At 46.8% G+C, this 22,333-nt stretch carries 21 protein-coding genes; 5 read left to right on the forward strand and 16 right to left on the reverse strand.

Features of this window, described 5'->3' with window-relative positions:
* Positions 1-172: 172 nt before the first annotated feature.
* The 10 genes from AA84_RS0111280 to AA84_RS0111330 all read right to left on the reverse strand — a co-directional run bounded on the left by AA84_RS0111280 (position 173) and on the right by AA84_RS0111330 (position 13,191).
* Positions 173-1,498 carry a 6-phospho-alpha-glucosidase gene (locus tag AA84_RS0111280; RefSeq protein ID WP_028977288.1) on the reverse strand — a complete coding sequence of 442 codons (1,326 nt, stop codon included), beginning with the start codon at positions 1,496-1,498 and terminating at the stop codon, positions 173-175.
* Positions 1,499-1,519: 21 nt separating this feature from the next.
* Positions 1,520-3,115 carry a PTS transporter subunit EIIC gene (locus AA84_RS0111285; protein WP_028977289.1) on the reverse strand — a complete coding sequence of 532 codons (1,596 nt, stop codon included), beginning with the start codon at positions 3,113-3,115 and terminating at the stop codon, positions 1,520-1,522.
* Between the two features lie 151 nt (positions 3,116-3,266).
* Positions 3,267-4,019, reverse strand: a complete 753-nt coding sequence (locus AA84_RS0111290) for a MurR/RpiR family transcriptional regulator (RefSeq protein WP_051577961.1) — start codon at positions 4,017-4,019, stop codon at positions 3,267-3,269.
* 235 nt (positions 4,020-4,254) lie between these two features.
* Positions 4,255-5,625, reverse strand: a complete 1,371-nt coding sequence (locus AA84_RS0111295; RefSeq protein ID WP_028977291.1) for an amino acid permease — start codon at positions 5,623-5,625, stop codon at positions 4,255-4,257.
* 245 nt (positions 5,626-5,870) lie between these two features.
* The gene (locus AA84_RS0111300; RefSeq protein ID WP_028977292.1) at positions 5,871-7,340 is read right to left on the reverse strand and encodes an MDR family MFS transporter; all 1,470 of its coding nucleotides are present in this window, start codon (positions 7,338-7,340) and stop codon (positions 5,871-5,873) included.
* A gap of 203 nt (positions 7,341-7,543) precedes the next feature.
* Entirely contained in the window at positions 7,544-8,119 is a 576-nt protein-coding gene (locus tag AA84_RS17730; protein ID WP_051577962.1) for a DUF4811 domain-containing protein, read from the reverse strand.
* A gap of 45 nt (positions 8,120-8,164) precedes the next feature.
* Positions 8,165-9,640, reverse strand: coding sequence for an MDR family MFS transporter (locus AA84_RS0111310; RefSeq protein ID WP_028977293.1), 1,476 nt, complete (start codon positions 9,638-9,640; stop codon positions 8,165-8,167).
* Positions 9,641-9,913: 273 nt separating this feature from the next.
* A complete protein-coding gene (locus AA84_RS0111320; RefSeq protein ID WP_028977294.1) occupies positions 9,914-10,951 on the reverse strand; it encodes an NADH:flavin oxidoreductase/NADH oxidase in 1,038 nt (345 codons plus the stop codon).
* 6 nt (positions 10,952-10,957) lie between these two features.
* Complete coding sequence (locus tag AA84_RS0111325) at positions 10,958-11,995, reverse strand: DUF1835 domain-containing protein (protein WP_028977295.1); 1,038 nt, start codon at positions 11,993-11,995, stop codon at positions 10,958-10,960.
* A gap of 278 nt (positions 11,996-12,273) precedes the next feature.
* Positions 12,274-13,191 (reverse strand): ketopantoate reductase family protein, encoded by a 918-nt coding sequence (locus tag AA84_RS0111330; RefSeq protein ID WP_028977296.1) that lies wholly within the window; start codon positions 13,189-13,191, stop codon positions 12,274-12,276.
* A 161-nt stretch (positions 13,192-13,352) separates the two neighbouring features.
* On the opposite strand from AA84_RS0111330, the gene AA84_RS0111335 reads away from it, so the two are divergent.
* The 4 genes from AA84_RS0111335 to AA84_RS17735 all read left to right on the forward strand — a co-directional run bounded on the left by AA84_RS0111335 (position 13,353) and on the right by AA84_RS17735 (position 16,353).
* The gene (locus tag AA84_RS0111335) at positions 13,353-13,979 is read left to right on the forward strand and encodes a DUF421 domain-containing protein (RefSeq protein WP_028977297.1); all 627 of its coding nucleotides are present in this window, start codon (positions 13,353-13,355) and stop codon (positions 13,977-13,979) included.
* Positions 13,980-14,236: 257 nt separating this feature from the next.
* Entirely contained in the window at positions 14,237-14,623 is a 387-nt protein-coding gene (locus tag AA84_RS0111340) for a GntR family transcriptional regulator (protein WP_028977298.1), read from the forward strand.
* 163 nt (positions 14,624-14,786) lie between these two features.
* Positions 14,787-15,830 (forward strand): DUF5808 domain-containing protein, encoded by a 1,044-nt coding sequence (locus AA84_RS0111350; protein ID WP_028977299.1) that lies wholly within the window; start codon positions 14,787-14,789, stop codon positions 15,828-15,830.
* A gap of 76 nt (positions 15,831-15,906) precedes the next feature.
* Positions 15,907-16,353, forward strand: a complete 447-nt coding sequence (locus AA84_RS17735) for a ferritin family protein (protein WP_051575075.1) — start codon at positions 15,907-15,909, stop codon at positions 16,351-16,353.
* 9 nt (positions 16,354-16,362) lie between these two features.
* Here the strand turns inward: AA84_RS17735 and AA84_RS18850 are convergent, their stop codons facing one another.
* On the reverse strand, positions 16,363-16,560 hold the full coding sequence (locus tag AA84_RS18850) for a hypothetical protein (RefSeq protein ID WP_139693408.1): 198 nt from the start codon (positions 16,558-16,560) through the stop codon (positions 16,363-16,365).
* A gap of 101 nt (positions 16,561-16,661) precedes the next feature.
* Between AA84_RS18850 and AA84_RS0111360 the strand changes: the two genes are divergently transcribed.
* Positions 16,662-17,756: a metallophosphoesterase gene (locus AA84_RS0111360; protein WP_028977300.1), complete on the forward strand. Its 1,095-nt coding sequence runs from the start codon at positions 16,662-16,664 to the stop codon at positions 17,754-17,756.
* Positions 17,757-17,902: 146 nt separating this feature from the next.
* Here the strand turns inward: AA84_RS0111360 and AA84_RS0111365 are convergent, their stop codons facing one another.
* Genes AA84_RS0111365 through AA84_RS17740 form a run of 5 tightly spaced genes read right to left on the reverse strand, consistent with a single transcriptional unit; the run spans position 17,903 to position 22,329 of the window.
* Complete coding sequence (locus AA84_RS0111365) at positions 17,903-18,295, reverse strand: PTS glucitol/sorbitol transporter subunit IIA (RefSeq protein ID WP_081791776.1); 393 nt, start codon at positions 18,293-18,295, stop codon at positions 17,903-17,905.
* Between the two features lie 54 nt (positions 18,296-18,349).
* The gene (gene srlE / locus AA84_RS0111370; RefSeq protein WP_028977302.1) at positions 18,350-19,351 is read right to left on the reverse strand and encodes a PTS glucitol/sorbitol transporter subunit IIB; all 1,002 of its coding nucleotides are present in this window, start codon (positions 19,349-19,351) and stop codon (positions 18,350-18,352) included.
* A gap of 14 nt (positions 19,352-19,365) precedes the next feature.
* The gene (gene srlA, locus AA84_RS0111375; RefSeq protein ID WP_028977303.1) at positions 19,366-19,920 is read right to left on the reverse strand and encodes a PTS glucitol/sorbitol transporter subunit IIC; all 555 of its coding nucleotides are present in this window, start codon (positions 19,918-19,920) and stop codon (positions 19,366-19,368) included.
* Positions 19,921-19,935: 15 nt separating this feature from the next.
* On the reverse strand, positions 19,936-20,400 hold the full coding sequence (locus tag AA84_RS0111380; RefSeq protein ID WP_028977304.1) for a transcriptional regulator GutM: 465 nt from the start codon (positions 20,398-20,400) through the stop codon (positions 19,936-19,938).
* Between the two features lie 15 nt (positions 20,401-20,415).
* Complete coding sequence (locus AA84_RS17740) at positions 20,416-22,329, reverse strand: BglG family transcription antiterminator (RefSeq protein WP_051577964.1); 1,914 nt, start codon at positions 22,327-22,329, stop codon at positions 20,416-20,418.
* Positions 22,330-22,333: the final 4 nt, after the last annotated feature.

Raw genomic sequence — 22,333 nt, forward strand, 5'->3', positions numbered from 1 at the left:
CTTTATAAAGCATTATATTCAGTTTCTGAGTCATCATTGTTTATTTTAATTCTTCTACCCATTTTTCTTCCAATCAATCCGTTTAGACCTTTGGACTTATCGGCCCGTTATTACTAGAGTGAATCGCCGCGCCCTCGTACTTGTTTGCTTCACCTTCTGTTTTTTGAAGAAATTATTTTAATTCCGGCCAATAGCCTTTATTCACCTCAATTAAATCATCTAAGACTGCTTTAGCGACTTTGGCACTTGGTACTGTTTTTGAAAGAATTAACGCCTGCCAAAGCTTTTGATAGCTCCCTTCAATATATGCCTGAACGACCAATTTTTCTACGGTTACTTGCTGATACATGAGTGCTCTTTCAAATTCGGGAATGATGCCTTGAGTTAATGGCTCCGGTCCATCCGTTCCGACAATACAGGAAACCTCCACCATTGCATGATGATCAAAGTTTGCAATTGCTCCATTATTTTCCACAATCATAACCATTCGCTCATGTGTATTAAAAGCGATTGCTCGTGCTAAATCTACTATAAAAGTAGCATGGCTACCAATTGAGAATTCACTTCCATCTGCTGTACCTTTTTCAATAATTCTTCTAGCCGTTGAAAAGACTTCCTTTTCCCTACCATCGATAACTTCGTTTGTGCGCGTATAACTGATATCCGAATGGTTCACAACATAATCAGGATAAAAATAATATTTTAAATACGTATTAGGCAGAAATCTTGGATCAACAGCCAACAAATCTTTGGCTTTTTTATGTGTCTCCTGCCAACTTTGATCCATATGCTGTGTATCTACTTCGATTTGCGTCAGATAACCATTTTTTGCGACATAATCACGAATTTGAGGTAAATATTCATATCCATTTTTATCCTTGACACTGGTCCACCATCCGAAATGATTTAAACCAAAATATCTAACTTCCAAATCTTTTGGTGTCTTCCCAATGATTTGAGACATTCTACGTAGTGTCCCAACAGGCATATCACAAATGTTCAATACTTTCGATTTCGGTCGAAGCACGCGACACGCCTCCGCAACAATGGCAGCAGGATTTGAATAATTGAGCATCCAGCAATTCGGCGCATAGCTTTCCATAAAGTCAATCAGTTCGATCATTCCAGTAATACTACGCATTCCATAAGCAATCCCGCCTGGTCCACAAGTTTCTTGACCAACAACACCATGTTTCAAAGGAATCTTTTCATCTTTTTCACGCATTTCGTATTTTCCAACCCGGATATGCGCGAAGCAGAAATCTGCGTCCGCAAAAGCTGTTGCCGGATCTGTTGTATAAGAATACTCTATTTCTGGCGCTTGTTCTTTTAATGTTATATTTAATGCTTCACCCAATACTTTTTGTCTTTCCATGTCATTATCATATAATGTCAATTTCTTCAGTGGAAATCGATCCGCATTGTCTAAAAGCATCATGACAATTCCCGGGGTATACGTACTCCCGCCACCTGCGATAACAACTGTAAATTTTTTCATTATAAATCATCCTTTCTCATTTTAGTCGTTTTCCTTTCTTCCCAAATACTGATCTACAGCCTTTCGAATACTCGTTACCCGTAAGCCATAAACAACATGAACATTTTGTCCTTTAACAATAATTCCGCTGGCTCCAGTATCATTTCTCAATATAGATTCATTAACTAGCTCAGGATTTTTTAACGTTAGTCTCAACCTTGTATAGCAATTTGTCACTGTATTAATATTTTCTGCTTTGCCCAATGCATCAATAATAATTTTGGCAAGTTCTGAATTGTTCTGAAGTTTTTCCCCTTTACCTTGATTTTTCTTTTCTCGGTATTCCTTTTTAGAATATAACTTGGTTTCCTTCCCATGATCTTCACGTCCAATTGTTTTGAAATTTAATTTTGTAATCAAGAAGCGGAAAGTAACATAGTAGATTCCAAAAAAAACTAAACCGACCAGAATGTACATCGGCCATGATGTTTTAGCAATTCCTAATGGTAGATTAAACAAAAGAAAGTCAATCATTCCATTTGGACCGATAGCACGGACATCGAGAATACTTAAGACCACAAAGCTTAAACCACTCAAAACAGCGTGCACGACAAAAAGCAGCGGTGCCACAAACATAAAAGAAAATTCAATAGGTTCCGTTACTCCCGCCACAAAGGACGTAAATGCAGCAGGAATAAGTATTGCTTTTACTTTTGCTTTATTTTCTGGTCTAGCTGTATGATACATCGCGAGACATGCACCCAGTAAACCAAACATTTTAGAAATACCACGTGCATCCCAGATCACACTTTTTGATAGTCGGGTCACACTTGGATCAGCAATTTCCGCATAATATATATTCCTTGCTCCTTCAAAGACATGCCCGCCTACTTCCTGAACTCCGCCTAACGAAGTATATAGAAATGGTGTATAAACTAAGTGATGCAGACCAGTCGGAATTAACAACCGTTCCAAAGCTCCATACATAAATAGCCCAAAATTGCCACTTCTGTGTATTATTGTTCCCAAGCCGTTAATTCCATGCTGAAAAAATGGCCAGGTATAGGTGAGGGCAACAGCTAAGAGAATAACCACTGGAATTAAAACGATAAATACAAAACGAGATCCTCCATAAATTTGCGCCGCTCCCTTGAATTCTGTATCAATAAACTTATTGTGAATATAAGCGGTTACAATTCCAAGTATAATTCCTAGAAAAACTCCCATATCAAGGATCTGAATTCCAAGAATCAAAGTTTGGCCGGTGCCTTGCAAAGCGTCCTCTTTAAGTAGTAATCCATTCAATTCCATAAATTTGTTCATCGCATTTACAAAAACTAGATAGCCCAATAATGCGGTAAAACCAGCTACTGATTTTTCTTTTTTTGCTAAGCCCACCGTAAGTCCTACACAAAAGATCAGCCCTAAGTTGCCCAATATTGACACTAAGGAACCAGATAAAATCATGCCTAAACCTGTTGTGACTGGGTTATCCAAAAACGGAAAAATATCAATGAGTTTTTGATTGGTAAATACATTTCCAAGAGCGATTAATATACCTGCAATTGGCAAAATCAATACAGGAATAAACATTGCTTTTGAAAACGCCTGCATTGATCCCATAATTCTTTCCTTCATTTTGTCACCTCCGATTAATTTGTTTTACCAACACACTCCTAATTTATATTGTAAGCGCTTACCTGTATACCCTATATCACCAATAAAAAACGAGTTTCAGTTATTGAAACTCGTTTCACTTCAAAGTGATTAAGTTTTACGATTTGCTCCCCTATTGTTTACGTTCCAAGTAGGCTTTAATAATTAATTCAAATGCCATCAATAATCTTGGAAAAAAAAGGTTAGGCAACATATTTCGATCATCTAGTTTGTTATTATCAATAATTTTAAAGTTAAGATCTGATAATTTTGCTACTGTATTTTTTGTTTCTTTAGTGAAAGATACGATAAATATTCCATGTTTCTTTGCAACTTTTAATCGATCAATAACTTGATTTGTCTCTCCTGATTTTGATATAACAACGAGCGCTCCTATATCCTCCAAGTTATTTTCAAATACCCCAACAGAGTCCATTCCTGTGGCAAATATTGCCTTCTTTCCAAGGACCAATATTTTCTTATACAAATACTCAGCTGCAATTCCTGAAAAACCAGTTGCGTAAATAAAAATGAAGGTCTGACTCAGACAAAGTACGCCTTGAACGAATCGTTCAATATCATGTTTCGAATTATAGTTTAAAAGATCTTTAGGGCTTATTTCCGGAAAATCTTCGATAGTTCCTTTCTGTTGAGTAATCACTTCTTCTACTTGTGGCAATAAATTATAATACATGTCAATAAATCCAGAATATCCTATTTTTTTTGACAGTCGAATTACTGTGGCCGGCGAAGTATAGTTTTCTTGAGCTATTTTTCGGACGCCCATCTTGAGAACGCTGTCAAAATGATCAATGATATATTGCAAAACCTGACGATCCAAGTCCGTCAGATGCTTTCCTCGAATAAGCTTACCTATTTCAATCATATATGATCATCTCATCCTAAACTTAACGATTTTATTTTGATTGTCTCACAACAATTCAAAGGATGCTATGCACGCCCTACTCATTACTGACTTACTTTACGCATATATCCATTCAACTAGAACAAAGGGTGTCTCATCATCATAGACTTGTGAGACACCCTTTGTTTTACGATTTAGATTTTGAATGACGCTTGTGAGAAATCTCTTTTTATGCTGCACGCATTAAAGCCATCTATTAATTTCCGCTTTCCGTCTCGCGTCCTTCTTTTTTCACAAGAAACGAAATGACAATCAGTACAGCCATAATGACGAGGCAGGTCAGCGTTCCAGTCAGATTAGCGCGATTGAACACAAACGATAGGAAAATCAGAACGAGTGCAATCAAGCCGACAAAGGTCATGTATGGGAAGCCCGCCATTTTAAAGAAAGGCATTTTTGGATAATGCGGACGCAGTTTTAATTCTGCAGCGCAAATGGCAATCCAAACTAAAGATACCGTGAATCCAGGAATACTCATCAGCTGATTGATGATTTGAGCCGGAGAAAAATAGGCAAGTGAAACGCCTATAGCTAAAAAGCTGGTCGTCAGCGCAATCCCGCCCAGCGGGACACCGTGTTTGGACAATTTACGGACAAAACCCGGCGCCTCGCCGCGTTCAGCCATCGCATAAAGGGTACGCGTTGTTGCGTAGATCCCGGAATTGGCTGCGGACAGCACGGCAGTCAGCAGCACAAAGTTCATCAAATGCGGGACACCCGGAAGCCCGACTGTCTCGAATACTTGTACAAATGGACTGCTCTCTGTCGCGGAAACACTGCTCCACGGCATCATGCCGCAAATAATAAGGATCGGCAAAATATAGAATAAAGCAACCCGTGAGACAACGCTTTTAATCACTCGAGGCAGAATATGCTCCACTTCTTTTGCCTCGGTTACCGTAAGTCCAATCATTTCCGAACCGCCGTAAGAAAAAATAACGACCAGAAATGCGGCAATCATTCCACCAAAACCATTTGGGAAAAAGCCGCCGTGACCAAAGATATTTTTCACCGGATCGGCAGGACTTGGAATCACACCAAACAAGATTAAGAATCCGAGGATGATAAAGACAATAATCGCCCCGATCTTGATCCCTGCAAACCAGAATTCAAATTCGCCGTAAAGGCTGACTTGAAAAAGATTTATGCCAACGATGAACAGGCCGCACAGACCGGCAAGTACCCAAAGTGGAACACTCGGGAACCAATATTGAAGAAAACTTCCCGCCGCCAGCACCTCGACAACCGTTACAATCATCCAGTTGATCCAATATAGCCAGCCGATCATAATTGATACCCGAAAGCCAAATGCCTTATGCATTAAGTGCTGCATGTTCAGCCCTGGATAAGCAATCGCCATCTCGGCAAGCGCGACCATGACAATAAATAAAATAAGCCCACACACAAGGTATGCGATCGTCACACTTGGGCCGGCAATCGCCAGCGTGTCGCCGCTTCCTTTGAAAATGCCGGTGCCGATCATCCCGGCCATGGCCATCAACATGATGTGGCGCGGGGCCAAACCACGTTTTAGTTCCGTTTTTTTCTTTTCTGTTGCACCCATCATCATTAATTCCTTTCTCTCTATTTATGTCGCTTGCTTTAAAGTCATAAAGCAAGCGACAATTTTCATTTTATAAGAATTCCCAAAAAACTGTCAAGCCATGATCGTTAGCAGAGGTCGAATCCCTTACGATGCATAAACTCAGTAACACATCCAAGCGGAAGATCCTTTGTGTATTTTCCTCGGCCAGCTGATCTTTTGTTCGTTGTTTGTCCGCAGCTGATAATGCGCTTCCATATGCCTGGCGGTCAATCCTGATCAAATGAATCGCTGCGCGGCTTTTCTTTGATAAAAAAAGTCAGCGCCCAGGCAACGATGCAGAAGCCGAGCGCAACTAAAAAAGCTGCATTGACACCGTTCAGTACGGCGTCTGTTTTTAATACGCGATTGAGGTGCGGATCGATGCCGAACATGGTTTTTACCGGCATTTCACTTTTGGTGACATCGGACATCACGCTGATCAAGACCGCAGTTCCGATTGCACCACAAATGGTTCGTAACGTGTTCGTAACGGCGGTTCCGTCACCCATCCATTCCTCAGGCAAGGTATTCATTCCCGCAGTTGTGATCGGCGTCAGTACAAGCGAAACGCCAAGCAGCCGAACCGCATAGAGCGTCGTCAGCGCACCAATCTCCGTTGACATGGTTAAAAAAACAAATGGAATTGTTGCCATCGTTAGAAGGCCCATTCCCGTGATTGCCAGCTTGCGAACGCCGATTTTTTCGAAAACGATCCCACTGAGCGGACACATCAGACCCATAATGGCCGCACCAGGCACCATCATCAGGCCGGAAAACAGTGCACTTTGCCCGCGTACGTTCTGGATATAGAGCGGCAGCATAAGTTCCGCACCGAACATCTCAATCATCACCACTGCGCAAATGATTGCCGATAAACAGAAAAGCGGTGAACGCAGAACATTAAGATTGAGCATCGGGTTATCAATCGTGAGTTCCCGCCAAATGAACAGACTGACGCAGCCGGCACCGATAACCAAACTAACAATAACCAGCCGCGAGCTCCAGCCGTGATGCCCGACGCTGCTGAATCCAAACAGTAGCGCGCCGAACCCAAGCGTTGACAGCAGCAGTGAGAGCGGATCGATTCGCTTCGGATCAAGCGGCACGACATTGCGCATGGATTTGGACGCCAGTCGTAAAATCACAAGAACAACCGGCAGAAACAAGCAAAAAAGAATGCGCCAGTTGAAGTGATCCATCACCCAGCCGGCCATTGCCGGTCCGACAACCCGTCCCAAAGCCAGCACCAGCCCCTCCAAACCCATGGCCAAACCGCGCTCGTGTTTTTGAAAAATGAGCAGCAGAATGGTTTGCATCAACGGCATCTCCATGCCTGTAGCTGCCGCTTGAACAACCCGCCCGCATAAAAGCAGCGGAAAATTCGGTGCCGATACCGCGATGATCGTCCCCACGAGAAAAATCAGCATCGCAGCCATGAATAGCCGCTTTGAATTGATCCGGTGCATCAGCATCCCGGTAACCGGAATCATAATCCCGTTCGTCAGCAGGAACCCGGAAGTCAGCCATTGCCCGGTATCGGCATCAATATGAAAATCATGCATGATGCCCGGCAGCGCTGTAACGATCATGAGATGATTGACGACCACACAAAACGTTCCCAGAAGCAGCACGGCAACCAGAACCCATCGTTTATACGGCTTCCCCTCACAATCCCTTGCATGCGCTTGGGCAGCCATTGTCCCACGTCCCTTCGTCCAAAGTCTCCTGACCCGTAGTATGGCTCAATACACCGATTTACACTCATAAAATGCGGCCGAATTGTCCCTTGCAGCCAAATCCGTTTCAGTGCGCTTTGGGTTTGGTGCGGCCCATACGTTAAAGTCGCAGGTAAACCAAAAAATCGCCCGCCACATTATGGAGGACGATCTTCAGTATCTTTTTAGTTCAGTGCTTGCTTCTTTTGCATCGCTTTCTGCATTTTCTTCATTTCTTTGACGCTCATCACTTGATGGTTTTCCGGAACGTAGAAGACGTTGCGCGTAGAAACCACTACATCATTGCTGCCGCTATAGGCAAACAGCATCTTAAAGCGATTGTTCTTGAATACACGGCGTTTCTTTTCAATCGCCAGATAAGCCGGCTGATCGGTCTTTTTGACGACACTTTTGTCCGTAATCGCCGTGTGCTTCATTTTCGGTTTGCCTTGTTTGCTCGTATTGTAGAGATATAGGCGATCCTTGCCGACAGCCTGATTCAGCAGCAGAAACGGGCCCTGCGCTGCTGCGGTTCCGGCGGCTGAATAGATCGGCACTTTTTGCGTCTCTACCTTCGTGGTCATCCCGAAATGATTGTGTTCATTCATAATCAACAACGTCTCGCTGCCGAGAAAGACGATCAAGGAAACAGCGGCCAGTCCGTAGTGCAGCCAGCGGTATCTCGCAAATTTCTTTACTCCGCCCGTGAAAATGAACACGACAAAGAGCACAACACCGACGCTTAAACTATATAAAACCAAACGATTCACTCCCTATTCGTAAAATAGTCTTGCCGACTGTGTCGCTCAATCCGCTCCTTGCGCTTCAACCGCTTGTTTGTTTTTCCCTTTAATAAAGAAGGTCAAAATCAGCGTCAGCACGCAGAAACAAATCGCAACAATAAATGCCGCGTTCATCCCATTAAGCGCTGCATCAAGCATTTGCTTCCCATATTGCGATGGATGGGTATGCATCAACTGTTTACTTGGTGAATCATTTTTGGTCACGTTCGTCAAAATACTGATCAAAATGGCTGTTCCGATTGAACCCGCCACCGTACGAATCGTGTTGTTGACGGCAGTCCCATGACTCATCAACGAATCAGGCAGGGCATTCATCCCTGCGGTCGTCACCGGCATCATCACCATGGAAATGCCAACGAAGCGCACCGCGTACAGCACGATAATTGACGTAAAGCTTGTATGTTCGGTCAGGAACATGAACGGCAGCGTGCCTACTGTCAGCAAAAACATACCGGTAATCGCCAACTTACGCGAGCCGATCTTGTCGAAGATGATCCCGGTGACCGGGCTCATCAGACCCATAATAATCGCGCCCGGAAGCAGCATCAGTCCGGAGTTAAGCGCACTCTCGCCGCGGATATTCTGAATATACAGCGGAAGCACAAGCTCCGCACCGATCATCGCCATCATGACAATACTGCTGATTACCACCGATAGCGTAAAGATCGGTGACTTGAACACCCGCAGTTCCAGCATCGGCTCCTCTGCAACCAGTTGCCGCCAAACAAAGAAAACGGTAAAGACCGCCCCAACGACCAGCGGCCACACCACGCGGCCATCCGACCAGCCGTAGTTGCCAACACTGCTGAATCCATAAAGAACCCCGCCAAAACCAAGCGTTGACAGCACAAGTGACAGAAAATCAATACGCGGATTGGTGAGCGGCACAACTTTTTTCATCGCTGCAAACGCAAGAATAATCACGACCACCACGATCGGAATCATCATCTCGAAAAGCAGTCGCCAATCATAACGATCCACAATCCATCCGGAAAGTGTCGGTCCGAGCGCCGGCGCAAAGGCAATGACAAGGCCGCCAAGCCCCATAATCACCCCACGTTTTTCCCTTGGAACAATTAACAACGAGATGGTCTGCATCAGCGGCATCATCGTTCCGGCACCGGCAGCCTGAATCAAACGCCCGACAAGCAGCACCGAGAAATTGGGGGCAAGCGCCGCCGTAACCGTTCCCGCCAAAAAAAGGATCAAAGCACCAATGTACAATACTCTCGAGTTGATTTTATTGATCAACAGTGCCGTTACCGGAATCATTACACCATTCATTAACAGAAACCCGGACGTGAGCCACTGCCCTGTCGCGGCAGAAATATCAAAATCCTTCATAATATCCGGAAGTGCGGTTGCAAGCAGCGTCTGATTCAGAATAGTACAGAACGCCCCGACCAGCAAAATAACAATTAAAAAAGTTCGATTATACGCTTTCCCATCGATATCCATGGGTTGTTTCTTCTCAGTCATACACGAAACTCCTTTTCCTCCATTTATCTCAATCTTATCGTGGATCGGCGCACACTCCACAACACCCTATTGAAGAGGATAGCGCCGCTTTATGAACACGCTATGAATTCAACAGCATTATTTTTAATTAAACGAGCGTTTGTGAAAATTGATCGTTGGGTGAAGCGACCAACACGGTTGGAGCGCATCCGTTGCAGCCAGCAAGAAAACGGCTGCAAAATGCGCACAAAAAAAAGCTTCCCCTTCAGAGGAGAAGCTTAAACAAGCGTTTATTTAATGCCTCAGTGACGGAAACCCGTAGCGATACTGGCGCGGCAGCTCGGTCTCTTTATGCAGCTCGGATGCCGCCTGCAGCGCCCAGTACGGATTGCGCAGCATGCCGCGTCCGACGGCAATCAGGTCAGCTTCTTCATTGCCGATCACCGCATTGGCCAGCTGCGGATCCTCAAGACGACCGACGGCAATCACCGGCGTGCCGACCGCTTGCTTGATTTCGCGAGCAAACGGCACTTGGTAAGCCGCATGCGTGCCTGGCTTACCGGCTGCCGCAATCGGTCCTTCACCGCCGGCGCTGACATGGAACACATCGACGCCGGCTTCTTTGTACTTTTTCGCCAACGCAATACTATGATCCAGACCATAGCCGCCGGCTATATACTCAATTGCTGAAATGCGCATGATCAGAGGCATGTCGGCTGGCATGACGCTTTTTGCCGCTTGCACAACCTCAACACCGAATTTCGCTAAATCGTTGCCGTACGCATCGGTGCGCTTATTGGTATACGCGGATTGGAACTGATGAATTAAGTAGCCATGAGCGCCGTGCAGCTCAATGGCGTCAAACCCGGCTTTTACTGCACGTGCAATCGCCGCAGCATATTTTTCCGGCATCGCTTTCACCTCTTCGGTTGTCAGCGCACGCGGCGTTTTATAGTGTTCATTAAACGCGATTGCCGATGGCGCAACCGGTACCGCTGCGTCCTCTGCTTTGCGTCCGGCATGGGCGATTTGAATCGCCACCTTCGCGCCGTATTTATGGCATTCATCAACAATCCGAGTTAACGCCGGGATCTGCTTATCAGACCAGAGCCCGAGATCATTGTCGGTAATCCGGCCATCCGGCTCCACATCGGTCATTTCAATGATGATCAGTCCGGCGCCGCCGATTGCCCGGCTAACATAATGTACGAAGTGCCAGTCGGTTGCAATGCCGTCCTTCTTCTCGACGGAGTATTGGCACATCGGCGGCATGACGACACGATTTTTTAAATCTAAGCCTTTGAACGTCCATGGTGTGAAAAGATCGATCACTGGAATTCACTCCTTATTAAGGGTTAATTTCATATGCAGTATCTGCTTGGGAGATGCATTCACCGTCAATTTTCCTGCTTCAATCAGTTTTTTAATGCGCCAATAAATAAAGGTATCACCGACCCATTGTTTATCATGCAGCTCACCGATCACTTCGCCGATTAAACGCACGCACAGAAAGCCTTTGCGGGTTTCCGTTTGACGAGCAAGCCGGCGTGCATGTCGCAAAATTTCGGCGTCAAAGTAATCCGGCGACATCGGTTGCACGTGTTCGTTTTCCCAGATGCGCAGCACTGCGGGATCGGCAGACACACGCAGCCATTCACTTTCCAGTTGGCGGCGCTCATTTTCAGTCAATGGCGGCTTCTGCGCATATTTTTTAAACAGCATCGCCAACGTCTCCGGAGCCAGTTCGCCGCTATACGCCGAGTGTGTCCCCTCTCCAAATTCTTCAAAAAGCTGTTTTTCGTAAGCAGAAGGATTGATGACCCGAATGGGATTCTTGCGGCCACGCAAAAGATAGGCAACGAGAGCGAGCCCGCACTGCTCCCAAGCATTATCCGATGCCCAAACGGTAACCGGCACATGCTCAGGAATCGCTTTGATCGCTTCAAGTTGATTCGTCAGCGCGTCGAGATCATCCTCATCAAAGGAACATCCGTCAATGAACGTTTTGAGCCATGCGTTTCGATGGCGCACTCCATCTGCTTCGTCCAGTTTTGCCAACGGTCCGTTTGAAAGGTCTGTTGCCATGGCAAGGACGCGTTCGCTTCGAACCTTAATGCTGCTTAGCCCATACCTCAGACTCCCGGCAACCGAATCGCCAAACGCAATATGCCGGTGATTCAAGGCCTCTTCAGCCAGCGGCTGCTTCGGCTGCAACCGGATCAGATCTTTATACATGCGGCAGATTCGCTTTGTCAGCTGCCGCTCATCCAACAAACTCTGTTCGGTCATTTCGGCTTCCTGAAACAGTTGCAACAGCATCCGCTTACTCTCGCGTTCATTCAATTGGTTAATCGCTTCCGCTAGCTTTTCATTCACGAAATCAATCGCCTCCACTCAAATCCTATCACCATCACTGAGGATCGACCAAGCACAAAGGCTTGCAGCCGAACCCTGTGCTCATTCGCTTTAATTTTCGCGGGGTTCGCTTTTACTTTTGCGTGTACCGTTGGTCTGCGCTTTCATGGTTTTGCATCAACGCTTCGGTCGCTCGCTTTTGATGCTCAGTCAAGACACTATGTTATGGCGAATGGATTTTGCTTTAACTTTTGCTCGGTTCGCTTTAACTCACGCACATGCGGTTTGCTTCCTGCTATTTATGAATAGCTTGCTTCAATCTTACAAAGCTGCGTGTAAAGAAAGTCGTTCACCGGTGTTGGAATCCTATGCTTTTTGCCGAGTCGGCGAATCGTACCGGCGAAAAGATCAACCTCGGTCGGGCGATGCTGCAGCGTATCTTGGCGCATGGACGGCATTCCCTCGGGGCTGAGCGCATCGTTGATCTTCAGCCAACCGGCAATTTCCGACTCGCGCAGCGGCACGCCTTCCGCATTGGCCACCTTGATCACTTCTTTCATCGCTGCAATCACCGTATCGCGCGGTTTGCCCGGCACTTGGATACCTCCGTAGTTGGTCGCAAAAACGGCGGTCGACTGGTTGACTCCGGTATTGACCATCAACTTGCTCCACATTTTGTGCATCATGCGCGCGGGAATCTCATAAGGAATCTCCGCTTTCTCAAACAATTGCTGAAGCGCAGCGACCTTTTCTGTACGCGCGTCATCCTTTTCGCCGAAGCTGACAAAACCGATTTTCGTATAGGTCAATTGATTGCCGATTTTCGATGCGTCCATCCCGGCAACAATGCTGTAGAGCAGCTGTTTGAAGCCAAATGCTTCACCGATCATTTGCTCGCTGCTGATTCCATTCAAAAATGAGATGAGCGTTGTATTCGGCCCAACTTGATTGCGTGCACTCTCAATCGCCTTCGCCAACCCGGCGTATTTAACGGTAAAAACCAGCAGATCTGCCGGTTCCATTTGCTCGTCTGCAGCAACATAATGAAAGGCACAGGGTTCTCCGTTGCAGTACACGCCCTCCTTTTTGTAGCGCTCAATGCGGCGCCTGTCGGCGACAATACGAACCGCATCGTTCCCCAGATGGTCCGCAAACTGTTTTCCGTACATCATGCCAAGCGCACCGAGCCCAATGATTGCCACTGTTTTGATTTCCATTCCGTTCTCCAACCCCGTTTCAATTTTCTGTAAGTTTCCTTTAGTATAACCGCTCTGCTTTGCACTTGGAAGAGTTATCGTGCTTCCGGATGCCAGGCCCGTTCTGTATAAAAGCAATATGCTTTGTCAAACTAAGTGCAAGACGTAACGGAGGGCTGTTTATGAACGGATTCATGCGTGTGATTGATTTTCATCCCAATTGGCTGTGGCAAGCGGTCGTTATCCTTCTGTTCGGTGTTCTTTTAATACGGGTTTCCGGAAGGAAGTCCATTTCGCAGATGACCATTCCGCAAACCGTGATTATGATTTCAATTGGGACGCTACTTGTCCAACCAGTGAGTGGCAAAAGTATTACCTTGTCCTTTATCATTGGAGCTATTTTTGTTGCCACACTGTCTGTCATCGATCAGCTTCAATTAAAATGGGACTGGGCGGAGTCGCTTTTCTCCGGACATGCAAAAATTATCATTAAAAACGGTAAACTGCGTGCGCGACGGTTGCGAAAAATGAAAATGACGGTCGACCACATTGAAATGCAGTTGCGGCAGAACGGGGTCGAGCAACTTGAAGATATCGAAATGGCGACGGTGGAACAGAGCGGACAAATTGCCTGCCTGCTTGTTCAAAAGAAGCGCCCGGCGACAAAAGAAGATATTGCCGCGCTGCAGCGAGATCTTGCGGTGATTGCAAAAGCCTTGCATGTTCAGCTCCCCTCCCAACAGAAAAAAAAGCCGCAAGAAGCGAAACTCTTTACTGAGATCGAAAACCACCGCAAACAGCCGCGCTGAGCAGCCATTTAATGATTACCAGACTTTCGACCGGCTGATTCAGTATCTCGATGATTAAACGCTTCGTATTGTTTGGCTTTATCCACGACATCCAAATTGCGACTTACCCTTTGCGCCGGTTCTTCCATTTCTTTTCTCATTCCATTTTCTCTGATTTATAGGCAAACCCTAATTATTTTCAATCATCCTCGATCTTGATCTTCTGTTCTATCTGTTATACAATTAGTATAACAGATAGAACAAAGAGGTGTTCGATCATGCTTCTGTCGATTGATTTCAGCTCGGATCAAGCGATCTATATGCAAATACGCGATGCGATTGTCACCGGGATTGCCTCGGGAAAACTTCAGGACGGCGATACACTGCCCTCGGTTCGCGTGCTTGGCTCCGAACTTGGCGTGAATCTCCATACTGTGAACAAAGCGTATCAACTGCTTCAAAGCGAAGGGTTTATTGATATTCAGCGACGACGCGGAACATTCATCAAAGCCGGCAAAACCGCTCAAAGCACGGCTGCTTTCTTAAGGAAATACGGCGTGCCGCTTAAAGACATGGTGCACGCGGCGGTCACAGAACGTGTTGACCGCGCTGTGCTCCATAAAATGATTGATCATTTGTACGACGAATTGGCGGGTACAGAATGATGCCGTTCCTGCATCTTGGTGCTTTTTTGTATGCCGCTTTCTGCGAAACGTTCAGTACGTCGCCCAAAATCTTTGTGCGCTCGGCGGTCGAATAAAGCATTGCCGCGCCGTCCTGCACCAGATCATTGACTACGCTTATGACAAAACTGGAGGGAACCGAATCATGATCTCATTACTTCTTATTGGAACATTTTTCATTGTCGCCTGTCTTTTTATCGCTCAGCCTTGGTTTGCACGCAAAAATGTCTTTTTCGGCGTTGTCTTTGCTAATGATCAGGTTCGTAATCATCCGACTGCTCAGAAAATCATGCGCCGCTATCTGATCGAAAGTATCGGTACGGCGCTGATCCTGCTGGTACTCCTAATCGTGGCACGGTTATTCAGCAGCCGGGAGCTCGTACTGGCGATTGCCTGCAACTTGATCTTTTTTGCACTCCTCGCGCTGGAAACGCTTCTCTTCATCCGCGGCAACACGGGAATGCGCCGACTGAAAAAACAACTTCAACCGAATCCGCAGCTGAGCACAAATAAAATTTCTGTTGCGATCGGCCGGAACGCACGCGAAAACGTCCTTCCGCTTCGCTGGCTGCTGCTGCTTCTCCCGTTCTTTATTGCAACACTTGTGGTCGCCTGCTTCGGTTATCCTTATATGCCTGATTCCATTCCTGTTCATTTTGGGCTGACCGGGCCGGATCGATGGGCAGCGAAATCGTGGTTGACCGTATTGAATCCGGTCTTCTTCCAGCTGATCTTTGGCGCACTGATCCTGTTTGTACGCCGGGCGCCGGCATCCGTTAAAGGAAATCCGAATGCCGCACCAGGGTATGCGGCATACCGCAAAATGCTGAACCTGATTCTAATCCTTTTTTGCCTAGCAACCCAGTCCATCTTTTTTCTAATGGTCGCAAGCCCCCTGCTCCACGTTCATTACGTCTGGTTTCTTATCATCGGCGTGCTTGATTTCGGGCTAATGTTTGCCATGTTCCTCATTCACGCCCGCTTCGTGCGCCGTAAAACGGCATCCGGTTCGATTTTGGATGATGATGACAAATGGATTGGAGGCATCTTTTACTTTAATCGTTCGGATCCATCACTTTTCATTGAAAAACGCGTGGGAATCGGCTACACCGTGAATATGGCACGTCCTGTTGTCTGGATTGCGCTTGCCCTTATCGTCACCTCGGTCGTTCTGTTCAGCCTGTATTAAGCATAACTGTGCCCTCACCGAATCGAACGCCTATCATAAACTGTAGCGTAACGATTAATCTTAGGAGTGGTGACCTATGCCTTTTGATGATGCACATGATCGGCAGCCATTGGAACAAAATTCTGGTGCGCCCTTTGTCGATGCAATTCTGAATGCAATTAAGGGAGAGGCAGCGGCGGTCGATTTTTATGGTCGCTTGGCTGAGGCTGCGCCAAACGCGGCTATGCGGGACCGTATTCTGAGCATCCGCCGTGATGAACAAGATCACTTTCACTTGTTCAGCCGGCTCTATGAACCGTTCACTGAAGTGCAGGCATCGGTTCCGATCACAGCGGTTGCTTTCGGTTCTTTTTCCAATGGGCTCAGGATTGCTTATCGCGATGAACTTAACGATTATGAAACGTATCGCAATCTTTATCTAAACACGCAAGCCCTCACCACCCGCAACATTCTCTTACGCGCTTTTACCGATGAAATCAAGCATGCCGTACGTTTTGGTTTCATGACCGTCTCTCTGGTCTAAAGAATTCGTTTACGTCTGCCTGTCTGGTTGCCGGACAAGGGCAGATTTTGTTGTCTCCGGGGAGCCGCGTTGTTTCCATTTCACACGGCAAACAGCAGCACTTTTTTCCCGCATGTTCACCGAGCGGCAGACTGCTGCGCTATAATGATAGGTAACGTGGATACACGGCTTCTGCTTGAGATGGCGCACTCGGTCAATCGTAATCATCGCTGATCCCGCACTTCTATTTATTGAGCGAACGCCGCTTTTTCGAGTATCCACAGGTTCAAAATCACATACTTTCTTTCTTGGAGCAAAGGAGAATTCGCATGATTCGCATACAAAAAATAGCGCTCCCGGAAACCGGACGAGTCCTGGTCATTTCCGACATTCACGGCGATTTGACGCTTTTTCAAAGGCTTCTCGAAAAAATAGCCTATACTCCCGAGGATACATTGATTCTTAACGGCGATCTGTGCGAGCGCGGGCCGTCCAGTCTCGGTGTGATCCGATATGCGCGAAAGCTCATGGACTCGAGCAGCCGCGTCTTTATCACCGAGGGCAACTGCGACCGGCTGATCCATCACGTCTTCGACAACGATCCGGCTGTCTTCGATCACTTGGCGCAGCATCCGCATTCCCTTATGAACGAATGGATTGAGGAACAGGGTAAAACGATCGCCGATTTTGATTCCGTTCCTGCACTTGCCGCATTTTATCGGCAAACATGCGGCGATGAAATCGACTGGCTGTTCTCGCTGCCGACCGCCCTGGAAGCTGACCACTATCTGTTCATCCACGCCGGTATCGACGACCGCGCGGACTGGCGCGAAACGAGCCATCGATCCGCCGTCGCCATCCCGCACTTTTATACACGCACGCATCAGTGTGAAAAGAACGTTGTCGTCGGTCATTGGCCGGTCGTTAACTATCGAAGTGAAGCAATCACCTGCCATAATCCAATCATCGCTCTTGATAAACGAATGATCTGTATCGATGGCGGCAATCAAGTCCGTTTTGACGGCCAGTTGAACGCGCTGATCATCGAGCGGAACCCGAAAGGCGATCGGATTCGTTTCGCCAGCGTTGACCATTTTCACAAAGTCGCAACGATCACACAGTGCTATACGCCGCCGGCTGATTTTGTCGGCACCTTGAACTACCCAAATTACGCCGTTCGGCTGCTGAAACGCGGAACTTATTTCAGCCTCTGCGAAAACATCGCGCTCGGACTCACTCAATGGATTAAAAATGAATATCTGGAGAAAAAGAACGACGGATTCACTGCCGCAGACGATCTCAGCTGTTCCGGCCTCCCGGTTTGCACAGGCGACCAGGTCGCTGTGGTCGATGATGGCTGCGCCGGTTATACACTGATCAAAAAAGAAGGATCGGTTGGCTGGGTCCCGAAACAATGCCTGTAAGCACGTCCAACCGATTCGGCGGACGTTTGTAGTGAACGGGTCAAAATCGTATCAAACGGTCGAAAATCGTATCAAACCGCAGTCAAACCAACGAAACCCCTGATCCAGAAGTGCTGCACTTGTGGATCAGGGGTTTGCGTTTGAGATCATCGTTCAATTTTAATGGTTGATCCGACGCTCATTGCGGGGATCGGCTTTGCTTGAAGATACAACGTGCCTGCAAGGTCTGCTTTGCTGCTGCCGTCGAAGCGCATCGTGATGTGACCGAGGTCAACAAGATTTTTCTGAACCAAATTGCCAACAGCCGTTATTTTAAAAACATCGGTATCAATGGCTACCTGCTGCCCCACTTTGATTTCGCCTTGGATTGGTCTCACTTCAATGCCAAAGCAATAATCTTTTAATCCTGCCGGGGCTTCGTCTCCAAAAAGAACCAACATATTTTCCTTCAGAAATTCTTTTGCGGATTTGCCGATACTTTTTATAGTGGTCTGATAGATTTCTGCGCGATCGGCTGTCTTTTTCTTCATACTAAACATTTTTCGTCCTCCTTTTGATTTAAAGCGCTTCATCTTATTAGCGTGAAAAATCACTTAGACATAGAGACCGAAGCTGCACAGCCATGCAAAAGCCACGCGCGGGGCACCGGTTAGGAAACGGGAGTAGAGTACCGCAGGAACACCGACTTCGACCGTTTCCGGTTTTGCTTCGGCAAGCCCGAGACCAACCGGAATAAAATCACATGCATTCTGCGTGTTAATCGCGAATAGTGCCGGAAGTGCGAGCTGCGGCGGGATGTTGCCCTTTCCGATTTCCACGCCGATTAGCGTGCCGATCACCTGGCCGATCACACCGCCAGGGCCAAGCAGCGGCGACAAGAAGGGCAGCGAACAGATAAAACCAATCAGCATCAGGCCCCATATATTCCCGGCGAGCGGCGACATGACCTTGCCGAACCAATTGCCGATGCCTGATCCTTGAATGATCCCGATAATCATTGCGACAAAAGCCATGAAGGGAAGAATCGTATTCAGCATGGTTTGAATCGCATCACGGCCTGCTTGATACAACGTGTTGATCACTTTTCCGGCGCCGAGGCCGATCTTTGTAAATAAGTCTTTATTCTCGCGCTCAGCCAGTGTTTCCGAAATCTTTTTATCCGAACTGTAGGTGAATTCCTTTTGCGTATCCGGTGCTATCGTCATTTCCGACTGCTCCGATGCATCCGCAGCTGTGATTTGATCAACGCCAACATTCGATACATAAATCGATGCATTAATGTATTGCGCGAGCGGTCCGCTTTTCCCGGTCGGCATGACATTAATGGTCGGAATGCCTTTTTTCGGATAGATGCCGCAGCGGAGCGTCCCGCCGCAATCGACAATCGCAACAGCAACTTCTTCATCCGGCACGCTGGTTTTGAATCCGTTAACCGGGATGCCTCCCGTCAGTTCCGCAAGTTTGTCGACAATCGCCGGTTTATTGCCGCCGCCGACAATATATAAGATCTTATCTTTTCCTTGTTTCGGGGTTATGGTGAGCGGTCCGCCATAACCGCCGCTTCCTTTAACGACTTTCGCTGATCGATAGCTCATCATCGCTCCTCCTCTCAAACCGATTTAATATCCGTCTTTTTACTTAAGGTCACATTCTGCTGTTTGGACACCCAGCCCGTAATAAAATCGGTAATCCATCCGCAAAAGAAGTTGGCCACCAGCCCAACAAGCAAATATCTGATCGCAAGCGGCGTTGTATCCAAGCCTAATCGCTGAACGCCTTGGGCGATCCCAAGCCAAATAAACAGTTCAGCGGCATTGATATGCGGGAATACGCCGTTGCTTGTATGGCAGAAAAAAGCAGCCGATGCAAAATAACTCGGTTTATAGTATTCCGGCATAAACCGTCCGAGCGAATGCACCATCGGATTGGCCAGCATAAACGCGCCGAGAAAGGGCAGAACCATGTAGCGCAGCAATGGATTGCTCGCTGATTTAGCAGCCAATTTATTAATCTTCTCCGCTCCAATTAAACCGATTAAGGCATTCATCGCAACGAGTAGCATCAGCACAAGAGGTACAATTGAGGTCATCCATGAGAGAAAGGTCTTTCCGCCTGTTTGAAAAAGGTAAATAAATCCCTTTGCTGCTTCGACAACAAAGTCCATGTTCATCACCCCTGATTAGTTTGATTTTCGCCGTCTTAGAAACCGATTTTTAATCATCATTGACGCGCCGCTGAGCGGCGTTCGAGCGTTTGACTGTTCAATCGTCCCCCCGTTTGCGACAACCGTATAATTGTGCACACTGTCGGCAATCGCCTGTTGCAGCAGTTTGTTAAAGCCTTTCAGTTTTGCTTCAGGGAGCGTTTGAATGTTCTCGCCGATGAGCGCCTTCATCGTTTGAAATCGAGCGAGAATGGTGACGCCCTGCATCTTTCGCGCATCGAAGATTTGTCCCGTATCCGTGACATTGAAGAAGACAATCGTACCCGATCTGAAATGGCCTTTCTTACGGCCAATCGCTACTTTTCCTTTCCGGCGCATGTCGACAAACACATTGGAAAAATGTTTGATTTGAAAATAGCCAAGAAAGATCTGAAGGAGAAAGGCACCACCAATGAAGATCATTAACTCATAAAAAAACAAATACGTTCACCTCTTTTATGCGTTGGCAATGGTGCATAGTCGTTGCACACGCTTTTTCATCTCGGCACAAGTCCGTGCACTTAAATCATTGTGAAGCAGATCTATCTTTTTGGAAAGCGCTATCATTTCTTCGTATAATTGAATCAGCAACGTTTCATTATGCTGACTTTCCGGTATGCCCAACAGAAAAACCATGCGTATTTCCTCTTCGCAGACCTTTTGTTTTAACGGATAAATGCCAACCGCTAGAACAATCTGACGGGATGCTCGATTCATGGTGTGCGGAAAGGCAATGCCTCGGTCAAACAGGGTTTGCTTAACCTGCTCCCTCTTCATAATTCTTTGCTTAAATCCCGAGTCCACTAACCCGCCTCTCTCTAAACTCGTGATCATCGCAACCATATTATCATGATGCGTTTTTTGGTTGGACAGCATAAAAAAGTGCTCTTCATCAAGCAGTTGGCTAATCAGCGAAACCCCCTGCCCATTCTTTTTCATTTTCAGCGTATCGAGTGCCCAGTATTTGTTAATTTTTTGGGCAAGCTTCCGTTCATCAAAGATGTCCTTAACCTCGATCACTGCTGTGTTCAGATTGGGCAGAGGGACCGTTGAAAAGATCATATCGAATTGTTCCAATTCTGCTTTCGTAACGGCCAATGAAGAAAACAATTGTTTCTCTACAGTCGACGGAAGAATTTTATTGAGCTGCATCGCAATAATTCGTGCCGACCCGCGCCCGGTATCGCAGACAATGGCCACACGGCTGAGCTGAAACAGCGGTTCCTCATTCTCGGTGAGCGCAATGCCAAAATAATAGGCAAGGTAGCTGAGTTCTGCTTCATTCACCTTGATTTGATAACGCTCCTGAATCACTTCATCGGCGATCTGAGCAATCTCACAAGCAAGCGGATATTTTTCTTGAACCTCATGGATCAGCGAATGATGAATGGTGACACCGAAAACGAGCCGATTCAGCATGAACATGAGATGATAGCCAAGTTCGTTGCTAATCGTTCCGAAATGAATGTCAATCGATAATTGTACCTTCACCTGTCGTTCGATTTCAATGATCAGCTGCCGGACGGCCATTGGCAGCGCAACTGTACTCCTATTGGGCAGATGAACCGGAGACCGTCTTCCTAAAATGGGAATGGTCAAAAAAGCACGTTCTGCATTGGAAAGCACCCGATCGTTTTTTTCAAGCTGACTTGCGAGTTGGTCAATGCAGGCATATTCTTTGGTCTGCATCATATGGGTCACATCAAAAGCGGTACTGTTGCGCGGCAGCGGATGCTTTGCTGCGCGCGCCAACACAACTCCGACGTAGCGAAGCAACACGCGTTCGGTTGCCTCAGCTAAAAGGTGCCGGATCGCAAACGCGTGAACAGATGCGGCAATGGTTTGATCCAGCGGCTGATCCAAAACGTGATCATTATTCTGCAAGATATAAAGCCTTTTCTCCCACTCGGATCCTTGTAAATGAATGCCTTGATTCGGCTTCCCCTTGACTTCCAAATCGTACGGTTCGAACGTAATTCGCAAATGATTCAGATCACTCACGAGCGTTGAACGACTCACATGAAGTTGTTCGGATAAATCATCAATAAGCAAGGGCTGGGTTGCATCGAGCAATTGAGCGGCAAGCCGTTTTACTCGCTTCTCCGGCGTGTCTGCAGCCTGCTGTTGGCTCAATTCAGCAGCTATTTTTCGATAGTGTTGCTCATGATGAATCTGCAGGATGCACTGTCCCTTATTCAAATCAATTTGGGCAGCTGATCGCAGCGTACGATTGAGCAGCGCTGCATCATTTCGAATCGTTCGTTTGGTCACAGAGCAGCGGTTTGCCAACGCATCAAGCGACACGGCTTGTTTCTTTTGCAGTACATCAAGAATTATTGAGAGCCGATCATTTTGCGTGGGTCTGTTCATTTTA

The organism is Sporolactobacillus terrae DSM 11697, from assembly GCF_000648615.1.
Lineage (GTDB): Bacteria > Bacillota > Bacilli > Bacillales > Sporolactobacillaceae > Sporolactobacillus > Sporolactobacillus terrae.

What these genes read in the sequence shown, in the direction of transcription:
- AA84_RS0111310 (WP_028977293.1), bottom strand. Translation starts at nt 9,640, where the DNA reads ATGACTGAGAAGAAACAACCCATGGATATCGATGGGAAAGCGTATAAT.
- AA84_RS18850 (WP_139693408.1), bottom strand. Translation starts at nt 16,560, where the DNA reads ATGATTACGATTGACCGAGTGCGCCATCTCAAGCAGAAGCCGTGTATC.
- AA84_RS0111285 (WP_028977289.1), bottom strand. Translation starts at nt 3,115, where the DNA reads ATGAAGGAAAGAATTATGGGATCAATGCAGGCGTTTTCAAAAGCAATG.
- AA84_RS0111300 (WP_028977292.1), bottom strand. Translation starts at nt 7,340, where the DNA reads ATGGCTGCCCAAGCGCATGCAAGGGATTGTGAGGGGAAGCCGTATAAA.
- AA84_RS0111360 (WP_028977300.1), top strand. Translation starts at nt 16,662, where the DNA reads ATGATTCGCATACAAAAAATAGCGCTCCCGGAAACCGGACGAGTCCTG.
- srlE (WP_028977302.1), bottom strand. Translation starts at nt 19,351, where the DNA reads ATGAGCTATCGATCAGCGAAAGTCGTTAAAGGAAGCGGCGGTTATGGC.
- AA84_RS0111365 (WP_081791776.1), bottom strand. Translation starts at nt 18,295, where the DNA reads ATGTTTAGTATGAAGAAAAAGACAGCCGATCGCGCAGAAATCTATCAG.
- AA84_RS0111350 (WP_028977299.1), top strand. Translation starts at nt 14,787, where the DNA reads ATGATCTCATTACTTCTTATTGGAACATTTTTCATTGTCGCCTGTCTT.
- AA84_RS0111290 (WP_051577961.1), bottom strand. Translation starts at nt 4,019, where the DNA reads ATGATTGAAATAGGTAAGCTTATTCGAGGAAAGCATCTGACGGACTTG.
- AA84_RS17735 (WP_051575075.1), top strand. Translation starts at nt 15,907, where the DNA reads ATGCCTTTTGATGATGCACATGATCGGCAGCCATTGGAACAAAATTCT.
- AA84_RS0111340 (WP_028977298.1), top strand. Translation starts at nt 14,237, where the DNA reads ATGCTTCTGTCGATTGATTTCAGCTCGGATCAAGCGATCTATATGCAA.
- AA84_RS0111330 (WP_028977296.1), bottom strand. Translation starts at nt 13,191, where the DNA reads ATGGAAATCAAAACAGTGGCAATCATTGGGCTCGGTGCGCTTGGCATG.
- AA84_RS0111280 (WP_028977288.1), bottom strand. Translation starts at nt 1,498, where the DNA reads ATGAAAAAATTTACAGTTGTTATCGCAGGTGGCGGGAGTACGTATACC.
- srlA (WP_028977303.1), bottom strand. Translation starts at nt 19,920, where the DNA reads ATGGACTTTGTTGTCGAAGCAGCAAAGGGATTTATTTACCTTTTTCAA.
- AA84_RS0111335 (WP_028977297.1), top strand. Translation starts at nt 13,353, where the DNA reads ATGAACGGATTCATGCGTGTGATTGATTTTCATCCCAATTGGCTGTGG.
- AA84_RS17740 (WP_051577964.1), bottom strand. Translation starts at nt 22,329, where the DNA reads ATGAACAGACCCACGCAAAATGATCGGCTCTCAATAATTCTTGATGTA.
- AA84_RS0111295 (WP_028977291.1), bottom strand. Translation starts at nt 5,625, where the DNA reads ATGATGGGTGCAACAGAAAAGAAAAAAACGGAACTAAAACGTGGTTTG.